Genomic DNA, 13,015 nt, shown 5'->3' with positions numbered 1-13,015 from the left:
ACTATTTTCAGTCAAATAAAAAACCTTGTTCTTCGCCCCTTTTACGTCCCAGATGGGTATAAGCCAGATCCGTGACCTCACGTCCCCGCGGTGTGCGTTTGATAAATCCTTCTTTGATAAGGAAAGGTTCATACACTTCTTCCAGCGTTCCGGGGTCTTCTCCCAAAGCCGTAGCAATCGTAGTCAGTCCGACCGGACCACCGCCGAATTTGTCTATAATTGTAGTCAGTAACTTATTATCAACCTGATCCAAGCCATACCGGTCAATATTCAGTGCCTCCAGCGCATAACAGGAAATTGCCTTGTCTATTTCACCGGAACCTTTTACCTGTGCAAAATCACGTACACGCCTCAACAACGCATTGGCAATACGAGGCGTACCGCGGCTCCGGGAAGCGATCTCACGGGCAGCTGTCAGTTCACATTTTACATTCAGAATATCGGCACTACGCAACACGATCTTCGTCAATGTTTCCATCTCGTAATATTCCAGATGCATATTGATGCCGAAACGGGCACGCAACGGACTGGTCAGCAAACCGCTACGGGTTGTCGCCCCAACCAGTGTAAAAGGAGCCAGGTCTATTTGAATGGAACGTGCGCTCGGTCCTTTATCGATCATAATATCGATCCGGTAATCTTCCATAGCCGAGTAAAGATATTCTTCCACGATCGGACTCAACCGATGGATTTCATCAATAAAAAGCACATCATTCTTTTCCAGCGAAGTAAGTACTCCCGCCAGATCACCGGGTTTATCCAGAACCGGCCCGGAAGTCACTTTGAAACCAACTCCCAGTTCATTGGCTATAATATTCGACAACGTTGTTTTACCTAATCCGGGAGGGCCATGCAGCAACACATGATCCAATGCTTCTTTACGCATACGGGCAGCCATCACGAATATTTTCAGGTTCTCGACCACCTTGGCCTGTCCGCTGAAATCATGAAAAGAAAGCGGTCGGAGCGCATTCTCATACTCTCGTTCACTTTCCGGCATACGGGTATCCCTTATATCAAAATCGTCTTCCATATTTTTGCTCATTGACTTGCAAAGATAGTAAATATATTTGCTTTATACCGTCTGACTCCCGTTCATAACGCACAGCGGTCTATCCTCAGAAAGAGCTATCTGAAACAATCTACGGACAGTTTATTCATTATTTGCACTAAAAAAAGTACAAATTCAGGCCATATTTGCACTTTTCACAGTGCAAATTAGTAATATGCAGAAATGAGTATATCGACAACTTGAAAGTTAAAACAATTGCTTATAAGCATAGCCCAAAGTGTACCATTCAAACCCAATATGAGTAGTATTGCTACCATATTAGGAGTAAGTCGCAACAATTTATCAGACTATTTTCTTTACCTGGAAGAAGCTGGGTTAATTGCACAACAACGTGACGGAACAGGCGGTATCAGAGGACTTGGAAAAGTGGATAAAGTATATTTAGATAATCCAACTCTCATGTATAGTTTAGGTCAGGATACTTCAGAGATTGGTAACATAAGAGAAACATTTTTTCTGAACCAAACGAGAGTAGAACAAAAAGTTATCACGTCAGCTATTTCCGATTTTCAAATAGCTAACTATATTTTTGAAGTTGGTGGCAAAAATAAAAAACAAAAACAATTACAAGGTTCTGAGAATGGTTTTATTGTAAAGGATAACATTGAACAGGGATATATGAACGTAATTCCTTTATGGCAATTCGGACTTAATTATTAGCCCCTTTCCTATATTTGAAAAGGGGTAGTCAAACAAGTCGAAGACACAACGGCCTATCCTCTATTTTCATCAAAAAGAGTTATCGGCTTCAAATACCTGATAACATAAGAGAAACATTTTTTCTGAACCAAACGAGAGTAGAACAAAAAGTTATCACGTCAGCTATTTCCGATTTTCAAATAGCTAACTATATTTTTGAAGTTGGTGGCAAAAATAAAAAACAAAAACAATTACAAGGTTCTGAGAATGGTTTTATTGTAAAGGATAACATTGAACAGGGATATATGAACGTAATTCCTTTATGGCAATTCGGACTTAATTATTAGCCCCTTTCCTATATTTGAAAAGGGGTAGTCAAACAAGTCGAAGACACAACGGCCTATCCTCTATTTTCATCAAAAAGAGTTATCGGCTTCAAATACCTGATAACATAAGAGAAACATCTTTCCTGACCAAATGAGAGTAGAGCAAAAGTTGATCCAAACGGAAGAGAAACTAGAAATACTCAAACAACAGGAAAAACAGAGCAATGATCCTAATATCCATATCTTCTCTCCTCATCTGCTATTTGAAAAAAGCACAAAGACATTAAAGTACAACGGAGAAACTATAAAACTAACCCGTCAGCAACAACAATTATTAGTCGCGTTTTGCAATGCACCTGAAAATACCTGTTCAATAAATGACTTATGCAATCTGGTCTGGAAAGGATGTACAGTAGAAGAGAACACAATCCAACAGGCTATCTCGCGTTTAAATATAACCTTAAAGCCACTGGGATTATATATTCAATATGAATTCAAAGATAGTTACAAACTTATGTTTATAGAAAACTAACAATTAGCTCCCGATCAAACTTCTATTTCTTCCCTATCCTTTTATAATTACCATACGTACTAATTCCAATTTCCCCGGCAGGAAATCAGCGGTTGATAACCATCAGCCGATTGGCCGACAATTATGAGCCGTTTGGTTGATAATTATGAGCCAAGCGGCTCACAATTATCGGCCGCTAAAATGTATGGGATGTCAGCAAGAGAAGTATGGAATAAGCGTTGATAATGAAAGGTATGGTTTGATAGTCGAAAGATAGGGATAATATCCGTCGGATACAACAAAAAACAGAACTTGGCGTTTAGAAAAACAATAAATACTTATATATCTGATAACAATAATCTTATAGCAAATGAAAACTATTAAAAACCTACTATTCGTGTTTACCCTTTTTATTCTGACAAGCTGTGCCCCCAAAGTAATGACGGACATTGTTAAAACATATCCGGTCAGCACTACTCCTGAAAACATCCGCTTATACGGATTAAACGATACGGTTCCCAATTCGGCGGAAGTGATTGGGAAAGTGGCTGTCGTTGATAACGGTGCCTCAACAAACTGCAAATATGACCAGGTACTCGAGCTGGCTAAAAAGGAGACATCCAAATATGGCGGAAACGCCCTGTCACTGACAGAACATAAAGAACCTTCCATCTGGGGAAGCAGCTGCCATCAGATTGCAGGAATGATGCTGTATCTGAACGATACCATCATCAACAATTATCAATCCAACTCATTTATCGAGGCAAGCGAGATAAGAAAAGAGAAAGAAAAAAGAATGCGTCCTACTCCTCATACGATTTATGCCAATATCGGATATGCCTGGATGACAAACAAATTCTACTTGCCATCGGAAGCTTCCGGAAATCCTAAAAACGGCCTGGACTGGCAAATCGGGTACGAATGGGTTTCGAAAAGCGGATTCGGATGCGGATTGTTATATTCCGGATACCGGTCTTCGTACGATATCTCAAGCAATTCCATCAATGTCGGCCTTACTTACGTAGCCCCTCAATTTGTATTAAAACAAAAAATCAGTGAGAAATGGCAATTCCGCGAAGTCCTCGGACTGGGATATTTCGGCTACCGTGAATCTCTAAAAGGAGAAAGCGCCTCCTGTTCCGGCCTCGGATACAATTTTGCATTAGGTGCGGAATATTTACTGAGTGACCATGTCGGTATCGGGGCGAATATTGGATATATCGGAGGTTCATTACCCGACCAGAAAAATGCCGGGTACCAGAAATCGGATGACGAAAGAAGCGGTATTTTCCGCCTGAGCTTTGATGCTGGAATCCGCATTTATTTTTAGCGGAACAAATAAAATTACCTACATTTGTCTGGAACACTAAATTACGTATAATATGAACAGCGCATTCCTCCGTTTCCGGCTCCGCCAGGCAGGAAAGTTTATTCGTGAAATACCTGTTATCTATCTGGTTATACTGACAGGTATTTTACTGATAGCCGGGATTGCGCTGTATCAGTTTACAAAGGATTTACATGGGAGCCTGATTATAGCGGGTATCCTGCTTGTTTTCCTTTCATTGATTCAATTACGGCGAAAAGACTATCATTTTATCTATCTTGCAGAGAAGAAAGCCTGGAAAGTATTCAGTATGGATTACTTCTTACTGTCCTTGCCGGTCCTTATCATCATATCAGTAAATTCATTCTGGTATGTATCGCTGGCAATTATAGTCGGATGCATAAGTCTTGGTTTCATAAAACAGCCTTTTCACCGGACAAAAAAAGGAATGAACTCCCCTAAATGGATACCGGCGGAAGCCTTTGAACTGCGGTCAGGGATACGGCAATACGGCGGTTTATTACTGATTCTTTATGTGAGTGCATGGATAGGACTGTTGCTGCCTTTTGCTTCTTTGGCATCGCTCTGGTTCTTCACAGTCATAGTATCCGATATATTCAGATTTTCAGAACCGGTACAGATACTTTGCTCACAGGAGCGTCCGGTCAACAGGTTCCTGCACGGAAAGCTTCGTTTAAATTTGAAGTTATTCTTATGTGCTACAATTCCTGTTTGCGCAATATATACACTTTTATATCCGGAGCATTGGTGGTTCATCCTCACCTTTCTGGCTGCGGTTTCCCTGAACATAACACTGTTTATTATAAATAAATATGCCCATTATCTGCCGAATACAAAAATAACAGGAGGACAGGTCCCCATAACAATAGCCGTAATAAGCATTTTCTTTCCGGTTCTTTTACCGGTAGTCTTGTTTTTCCTGGTCAAAAACTATCTGGCTGCACGCCGGAATCTAACAACTTACTTATATGCTTACAATCCGGAATCTACAAGTAGAATATAAAAAAGAATTTCCTGTACTGAAAGGGATCGACTTATCGATGGAATCGGGGAAAATACATGGTCTGGTCGGTCTGAACGGTGCCGGAAAAACGACCTTGCTGAATACGCTGTATACCTTCATCCGTCCTTCAGCAGGCTCGGTCAGCTATAACGACAGACCTCTGAAAAGGCAGGATATTGCCTATCTGGAAGCAGAGAACTACTTTTATCCTTATATGACAGGGCGCGAATATCTGGATCTTTTCCCGATCGGCAAAAACGGCTTTAAAACAGACAGCTGGCAACAACTGTTCCATATTCCGTTAGACGATATAACGGAGAACTATTCAACCGGGATGAGAAAGAAACTCGCTCTGCTGGCCGTTCTTAAACCGGATAAACCGATCGTTGTCCTGGATGAACCGTTCAACGGCCTGGATCTGGAAAGTGCCCATATCCTCACCCTCATCCTGCAACAACTCCGGGAAGGGGGCAAAACAGTGCTGGTCACCTCACATGTTTTCGAGACACTGACTTCCTGTTGCGATTATATCCATCATATCGATCACGGGACAATCGACCGCAGCTATTCCAAGGACCAGTTCGAAATGCTTCAAAAACGGCTCTATTCAACCATAGAAGATCAGGCTTCCGATCAGATAAAGAGACTTATTTAGTCCTTCAATCCGATAGGCATGTACTAAACAAATTAGGGGGCTTTGAAACACCCCCTAATTCCAATAGAAAAACGTTTTATATATTTATTCAGTAGTAATCGTCAGTTGTTTTCCTTGTTTCAACAGTTCATGTGAAATAAACCAACCATTGATTTTCTGACCGTCATAAGAAATATCCGTAATCTTCCGCCCATTGCCATTCTTTACGATCGTGAACTGATTATTATCGCCTAAAGTGAATTTTACCTGGTCGAACAAAGGTACGGTTACAATATATTCCGGATCAGCCGGAGAATAGGTATATAAACCAATGGCATTGAATACATACCAGGCAGACATTTCACCGGCATCATCCATTCCCGAATAGGCGAGCTTCTCTTTACCCATATCGTAATAATGGTTCATGATGCTATCCAGCACACATTGCGTTTTCTCCTGTTTACCTATGAAATAATAAGTATAGGGAACACTGTGGTCCGGTTGATTGCCATGGCAATAATTTCCGATGAAACCGGTCATATTATGCGCTTCATAGTTTCTCCACGGTTCAGTGAACAGTGAATCCAGCTTCTGTTCGACCGCTTTTTCACCGGGATAAAGGGCAATCATGCCTTCCGGATCATGGGGAGCAAAGAACAGTGACTGCCAGGCATTAGCCTCACGATACATATAGGCATAATAAGGATAGTAAGGATCGAAATCTTTGATCCAGCTGCCATCGGCAATCTTTCCGCGCCAAAAGCCCGTACCCGGGTCAAACAGATTCTTATAATTGCCGGAACGTTCCATCAATGTTTTATAAATACTTTCATCTCCCAACTCCTTAGCCAACAAGGCGGTCGCATAATCATCGTATGCATATTCAACAGTCTTTGTTACAGCGGCTTTGTATTCATCCCAGGTCGGGACATTGGTGGTATCCTTTTCTGCAATCCATCCTTGTTCGATGTATTCATCCAGATATGGCCTGCCGCCTTTTCCCGGGACAGTGGCATTATTCACCAACAGTTTATAAGCCCGGTTCAGATCGAAGTCTTTCAATCCGCGTAAATAGTTACCGGCAACAAATACAGAGGCATGGTCACCATGGAAGAAGGTCGGCATATAACCATTTCGCTTTTCGCCTTTGTCTGTGATGGACTTGATCACATCGGTCGTTACGTCCGGAGAGATCATTCCCAATAAAATCAACTTATTGCGATAATCGTCCCAGAATGACGGATCGGTATAATAACGGAAACCATTATTTACCACATTACCTTTAGCATCCGTATATTCCCCGTTCACGTCGCTACGCAACGCCGGCCATAAGAACGAACGGTACAGGCAGGAATAGAAAATGCCTTTCTCACGTTCCGTTCCGCCGGTTACTTCTATTTTGGATAACAAATTCTCCCAGGTCTTGTCAGCCTCCTTACGAACCTGTGCAAAACTCTTATCCTTCATTTCCTGCTCCAGGTTCATCTTTGCATTATCGATATTTACAAAAGAAAAACCGATCTTTAATTCCAGCGGTTTGCTTCCTTTGCTATCGGCAAAACTGATAATAGAAACTTCATGTTCACCATCTTTCAACTGTCTGATATCCTCAATCTTATAATTGGAAACAGCATAGAAACGGATATTTCCTTCCGCATCCTGATTACCGGAAAAAGTATAATCGTCGACTTTTTGAATACTCCAGTCTCTGACTCCATTGTTTGTCCGTGTGATATCCACTAATACTTTCTTGTCGTCATCCGGCCGGAAAGTATATTTATGATAAGCACAGCGGAGCGTGGAAGTCAGTTCGGCATTGACCCCGTACCTTTCCAGAAACACCTGGTAATAACCCGGACGGGCCGATTCGTTCGAATGACTGTATGTTGAAGCATAATCACCGGAGGAAACATTTCCTGTCACCGGAAGGACAGGGAGATGCAGCAAATTCCAATGTCCTTTGTTGGTATGCGAAAAACCATAGATGACCGTATCTTCATACTGATAGCCGGCCCCGCTCCGGAACTGAGTCACCGGACTCAACTGTACCATCGCATTCGGGACGGAAGAACCGGGAAAGACTTCTGCCCCCCAGGTCCTTGTCTTCAAATGACGCTCATAACCCAGATCTTTCGTTTCCCATAGCGTAGCTGTCCCCAAAAGAGGATTCACATAATTCGTAAGTTGTTTATCCGGCTGGCAACTTATCATTATGGTTAATGACAGCAAACCTGCAAAAAAAGAGTTTTTCATGCTAAATTAATTATTAGAATATGATAATGATCAAGAATTAAAAACTATATCTGTCTGAAATTAAAAACACGTATAACTTATAATAGATTCAAATCGTCCAGCAACGCAGCCGCTTCGATCAACATACAACCGCTCAGTTGTTCGGTCAGTCCTGTAGATGCTCCCGGGGCATTCCGCCAGTAAGTACCGAATAAGACATTCGATTTATTGGTTCCCTGCGTCCATAATGTCTCGGCATTGGTTTTCAGGAACTGCACATAACGTCGTTTAGCACCTGCATCCAGGCGGTCCTGTTGGATCAGATCCGTAAAATAACGGATAAAAATACCTTTGAATAATCCTCCGTCTCCAGTTCCTTCATCCTTCAGAATAGAATTGTTGACCAATGTACTGATGGTATAATCAGCGGCCAAAACGGCATCGTTCAGATAGGCTTTTTCTCCCAATATCTTATACAATTCAACAGCCGATCCGACAAATGTTCCTTCATTGTAAGTAAATATCCAGTCTTTCTGTATTTCTCCTGTATTACTGTTTATATTGTCATACACCATTCCGTTATTACTATTGAATAATGTACTTTTCTCCCAGTTATATATCTTGAGTGCCCATTCTTTATAGGTCTCATCTCCAAACTCACGATACAGGCGGGCTGCCAGAATACAAGCCGGACCGTTTGAACAGGCATTTTTGCTATACTCCTGCCCTTTTACCCAGGTGATACCTCCACCTGCATTCTCATTCCAACCCACTTTGATATAATCCCATATCTGCAATGCCGCCTCTTTATATTTCTGTTCTTTGGTTGCCTGGTAAGCACGAAGAATAGCGAGGGCATTCCATTCCATATCATCGTAATAGTCATTCCGGAACGAATTACCGTTCTTGATCTTCACGCCTTCAAACCATTGGTCGAAATAGGTTTTATATTTTGCATCTTCCGTACGCAAATAAGCATCCGTCAAAACATCCAGCGCATGCGCCTGAGGCCAGTAATGGAACGTCGTATTTCCGTTGCTATCATAATTAAAATATTTTCCTCCTGCATTCCAGAATGAATTTACCAATGCTGTCGTACTGCTGTCGGCAGCGGCATACCAATTAATATTATCATTTTCATCCGGTCCGTTCGGAGTATTATCATCATCGCCACAAGCCCCCAGGAAAAGGGGGAGAAACAGGAAAAGGAGTATATTCTTCATGACATTATTTTTAGCTGTTAAAAAAGAAGGACCCGGAATAAGATCCATTTTTCTCGAAATATACAATTCCGGGTCCTTCTTACCAAATATTTGTAATAAACTATTTAACGATTGTATGTGTGTAAGGCTGGTCTGCCGTCAGATAGACGGTATAAGTAGCCGGAACACCATCAAAATCACCCATCAGCTTCCACTTATTATCCCACTGGGATACCTCGGTAAACAGTTGCAGGTAATAATAAGATTCCGGACTGCTTGCCGTCGGACGGGAGTCTGTCTGGTTCAATGTACCCCAGTCGACTTCCTTCTCTGCATCGGCACCTCCATTTTCCCGGATAGTCATTCTGAACTTATAGCGTTCGTCCCTACCCCAGCTCTCTTGCTTGAAAGTTACCGTTTCCTTCGCCTGGAATACACCATAACCAACATAAGGCAGTTCAAACAGAGATTCTCCGTCCGGACAGAAATAGAAAGTTATTTTATTTACCAGCGTATAGGTACAGGCACCGGTATTAAAGTCTAATGTAATACGGTAAACACCGTCTTTAGCGACCGTTGTCGTTCCGTTCTCTTTCACCATGCCGTCCGCTGTATAGAACTCTCTCGGAGTACCGGTCTTTCCATCCGTAAAATAGAATGGTTTGCCTGCCGCCAGTTTTGTATACACTTCAAATTCACCACCGGCAACAGCTTTCATTTTATGTGCTTTTGCCAGGTCAGTCCCACCTTCAGAAGCCTCTCCGGTCACATAGACATCGATCGGAACATCTTCGAAACCTGCCAGGCGGGTTACCGTAATCTTATTTTCAACGCCGGCTTTTACGCTCTGCAAACCTTTTGAAGAGAGTATAGTCCACTTGAATGTACCCGTATCAGACGGTTTTATGCCGACCTTACCTCCAATCTGATTCAACTGCTTATGCGTAACGGATACATAATTGCCAAATCCGTTATTATTGGCACACATCACATACACCGGTTTTGAGAAATCACCGTCTACCTTATCAAAAGCAATCTGGTAAAGAGCAGTACTTGCTTCCTCTACACTCGGTGTTTGCCATTCAAAATAAACACTGGATGATGCGGACGGTTCCAGAACAACAGATTTTCCATCCGCCGGTTCAAGTAACGCACTGACACTTGCCAAACGGTTATCCGTGTCACCCATATTATCATTACATCCCATGAAGGCCAATACGGCAGAGGTGATGAACATCAGTTTTATAAATATCGCTTTCATAATTCCTCCTTTTTATTTGATTACTAAATTATGAGTATATTCACCCTGCGTATTCAAAGAGAATGTAACATCATACGCCTTATCGCTCCAGCCATCGGTAGCCGGGCTCTTCCAGACTTCGTTGTTTGTCCACTGTTCTACATTCGTCTTTTCAGCCATATAGTAATACTCATCATTGCCGGTCGGCTTGCTATCATTATTGATGGCAGCTCTCCATTCGGTCTCTCCGTCAGAACTTTCCATTCTGAACTTATAACGATCGTCCGAATTATCGCTATCCGTCAATCCCGTTACCGTATAGTTGCTGATAGCCCAGACACCGAGACCCTGGTAATCCAGTTCTATCTCTTTCTGTGACCAGTTCAGGAACCATTTCACTTTAGTTACCTCTTTGGAAGTAAACGATCCGGCATTAAAATCAATATAATATTTATAGATACCGGTTTTGGTTGCTGTCGTACTACCGCCTTCTACCAGTTTTTCACCATTCAACGAGTATTCAGTCGGAGTACCGGTATTGGCACTGACAAACTTGAAGGACTTGCCTTCCGTCAGTTTCATGAAAACTTCAAATTCGCCGTCAGCCACTTTCTTCATGATCATGGCATTCTCCAGATCAGCTCCTACTTCCGTGGCTTCACCAGTGATATACAACTGGCTCGGAACCTCTGCGAATCCGGCTAAACGGGTAAGCGTCAGCATACGTTCTTCTTCTGCCTTAACCGGATTAATACCTTTGGAGGCATATACCGTCCATTTCAGAGTCCCTTCTTCCGCTGATCCGATCCCTGCTGAAGCGGCGATCTGGTTCAACTGTTTATGTGTGATCGTTGCATGATTAGTTCCACCATTGTTGTCGGCAGTAACTATAGAAACAGGATCGGAAAAATCACCATCCGCCTTATCGAAAACAACTTCGTACAACACAGCACCACCATCTTCGGCTAACGACGGCTCCCATTCAAAATACAAAGAAGCCGAAGCCGATGCTTGCAGGACAACGGCTTTCCCATTATCCGGTTCATATAACGCTTTAACGGCAGTCACGCCCAAATGCCTCACTTCTCCGTCACTGCTACATGCCGCAAAGACCATAGCAAAAGCGAACAGCATCATATATTTTATAGATATTATTTTCATATCTCTTAGATTTTTTGGATTTAAAACTTTTGATCAATATCCCGGATTCTGAGTCAGATTCTTATTGATATCCCGTTGTGACTGCGGAATTGCGAACAAGTAATCTCTATCTTTATTGAAAGATCTCTTATCCAATTGGATATACTGTGTATTATCCGCTGCAAATTTCGCTCCGCGAGGATTGCCATTTAGTGCTGTCTCGATCGTTTTCCAACGGCGGATATCATAGAGTCTTGTCCCCTCGATAGCCAATTCACAACGGCGTTCGCGGCGTACAATAGTCTGCATATCACCTGAAGCCGGGTAATTCAAAGCAGAAGCGTCTGTGAAACCGGCACGCTCGCGGATCGGACGGATCGTCTTGTTCCAAACTGTTTCGTTCATCTCACCCAGTTCTGTTTTCGCTTCAGCATACATCAATAAGACATCGGCATAACGCATCAGAATCAGATTCAAGCCGGAAGCAAGACCTGCCGGAGCGGTCGGATCAAACCATTTACGGAGATAATAACCTGTAGCGGTAGAATTCTGTCCCGGACCGATATATTCATCCAGGTTGGCAGCACCTGCATCGGCAGAAGAACCCGGTTTGATATAAATTGTAGACGTTTTACCGTTGCCGTCTGTCCACTGGTAGCCATGGTAAACGATAGTAGCCTGCAATCTGGGATCTCTGTTTATGTAGGGATCGTCTTCTTTATAGCCGGAACCGCTTTCATGAATCGACCGGCCATTTTTCATGATATAATCGTCCACCAGTTCCTGTGTCGGAGCAAAACCGTTTACACGTCCACCCACAGACAAGGGAATCCCATCGTACATTTCACTCCAGGTTCTCAGATTCAGCAGATATCCCATATCCAGGATCACTTCGCTGTTGTATTCGTTTTCCGGCAAGAACAGACCTGCATAGCTTGAAAATAATGCATATTCACCATATTCGCCATTGATTATTTTCTCGCAGACAGACGAAACATTCTGCCAGTCGTTCTCATACAGATAAGTACGGGCAAGCAGAGTCATAGCAGCCCCTTTTGTGATCCGGCCGTTATCAGCCGCGGCATATTCCTGTCTTGTCGGCAATGTACCGACGATATCATTCAGTTCGTCACGGACAAACTTGATAACATCCGCTTTCGGCGAGCGGGCGATCGTATTAGCCTCTTCGATTGTCAGTGTATAGTCAAACAAAGGAACATCGCCATAATTATTAGCCAGGCGGAAGAACAGCATGGCGCGAATGAAACGTGCTTCTGCCTTCATCCTGTTTTTTAATGTTTCATCCATGTCGGGGACACGATCTACATTTTCCAGGAATGTGTGGCATGTTTTAATGCCTTCAAAACATTTTTTCCAATCTTCAGAGAATCGCCCCAAAGCGGCGTTTGCCTGACCCGAAGTAATCAGTTTCTCATCCGTACTACCACGTCCTTCGTATAAGTTGTCCGATAACCGTTCGTCTGCGAAGAAATAGCCGGAACTCATCATCTGACTGTAAGCCATGCTCAATACGGAAGAAGCCTTTGCCTCGGAAGTCCAGTAATTCAAATCCGTAAACTTATTGGTAGGAGCCAGATCCAAATCATTACAAGATACGAATGATGCAAGTATAGCGCATGCTATACTTGCCAAATATTTTAAAATATT

General features: G+C 42.7%; 10 protein-coding genes and 2 pseudogenes. 6 read left to right on the top strand and 6 right to left on the bottom strand.

The genetic code is table 11. From position 1 onward, the window contains the following. Window positions 1–7: 7 nt before the first annotated feature. Complete coding sequence (ruvB, locus tag NBH15_RS19975; protein WP_044215110.1) at window positions 8–1,033, bottom strand: Holliday junction branch migration DNA helicase RuvB; 1,026 nt, start codon at window positions 1,031–1,033, stop codon at window positions 8–10. A gap of 192 nt (window positions 1,034–1,225) precedes the next feature. Between ruvB and NBH15_RS19970 the strand changes: the two are divergent. From NBH15_RS19970 to NBH15_RS19945, 6 genes and pseudogenes are all read left to right on the top strand, one after another. Continuing rightward, window positions 1,226–1,732 (top strand): annotated as a pseudogene (locus tag NBH15_RS19970) (ATP-binding protein); the annotation flags it as partial. A 101-nt stretch (window positions 1,733–1,833) separates the two neighbouring features. Beyond that, window positions 1,834–2,058: pseudogene (locus NBH15_RS19965) on the top strand (ATP-binding protein); the annotation flags it as partial. Window positions 2,059–2,188: 130 nt separating this feature from the next. Next, window positions 2,189–2,569 (top strand): winged helix-turn-helix domain-containing protein, encoded by a 381-nt coding sequence (locus NBH15_RS19960; RefSeq protein WP_233566905.1) that lies wholly within the window; start codon window positions 2,189–2,191, stop codon window positions 2,567–2,569. Window positions 2,570–2,918: 349 nt separating this feature from the next. After that, window positions 2,919–3,878, top strand: a complete 960-nt coding sequence (locus NBH15_RS19955; RefSeq protein WP_128133411.1) for an outer membrane beta-barrel protein — start codon at window positions 2,919–2,921, stop codon at window positions 3,876–3,878. A 52-nt stretch (window positions 3,879–3,930) separates the two neighbouring features. Further along, complete coding sequence (locus tag NBH15_RS19950) at window positions 3,931–4,899, top strand: hypothetical protein (protein WP_128133410.1); 969 nt, start codon at window positions 3,931–3,933, stop codon at window positions 4,897–4,899. Continuing rightward, window positions 4,865–5,554, top strand: a complete 690-nt coding sequence (locus tag NBH15_RS19945; RefSeq protein WP_128133409.1) for an ABC transporter ATP-binding protein — start codon at window positions 4,865–4,867, stop codon at window positions 5,552–5,554. Before NBH15_RS19950 ends, NBH15_RS19945 begins: the two co-directional genes overlap by 35 nt. Window positions 5,555–5,638: 84 nt before the next feature. Here the strand turns inward: NBH15_RS19945 and NBH15_RS19940 are convergent, their stop codons facing one another. The 5 genes from NBH15_RS19940 to NBH15_RS19920 all read right to left on the bottom strand — a co-directional run. Further along, on the bottom strand, window positions 5,639–7,786 hold the full coding sequence (locus NBH15_RS19940) for a GH92 family glycosyl hydrolase (RefSeq protein WP_250823377.1): 2,148 nt from the start codon (window positions 7,784–7,786) through the stop codon (window positions 5,639–5,641). Between the two features lie 77 nt (window positions 7,787–7,863). Beyond that, on the bottom strand, window positions 7,864–8,988 hold the full coding sequence (locus tag NBH15_RS19935) for a glycoside hydrolase family 76 protein (RefSeq protein ID WP_186957973.1): 1,125 nt from the start codon (window positions 8,986–8,988) through the stop codon (window positions 7,864–7,866). A 100-nt stretch (window positions 8,989–9,088) separates the two neighbouring features. Further along, window positions 9,089–10,228: a SusE domain-containing protein gene (locus NBH15_RS19930; RefSeq protein WP_250823376.1), complete on the bottom strand. Its 1,140-nt coding sequence runs from the start codon at window positions 10,226–10,228 to the stop codon at window positions 9,089–9,091. A gap of 12 nt (window positions 10,229–10,240) precedes the next feature. Further along, a complete protein-coding gene (locus NBH15_RS19925) occupies window positions 10,241–11,368 on the bottom strand; it encodes a SusE domain-containing protein (protein WP_128133406.1) in 1,128 nt (375 codons plus the stop codon). A gap of 33 nt (window positions 11,369–11,401) precedes the next feature. Beyond that, window positions 11,402–13,015 (bottom strand): RagB/SusD family nutrient uptake outer membrane protein (locus tag NBH15_RS19920; protein WP_250823375.1); only part of this gene is annotated, 1,614 nt, incomplete at its 5' end.

The sequence above is a fragment of the Parabacteroides caeci genome (assembly GCF_023656795.1).
Classification (GTDB): Bacteria; Bacteroidota; Bacteroidia; order Bacteroidales; family Tannerellaceae; genus Parabacteroides; species Parabacteroides segnis.
This window is presented reverse-complemented; position numbering and strand designations above follow the sequence as displayed.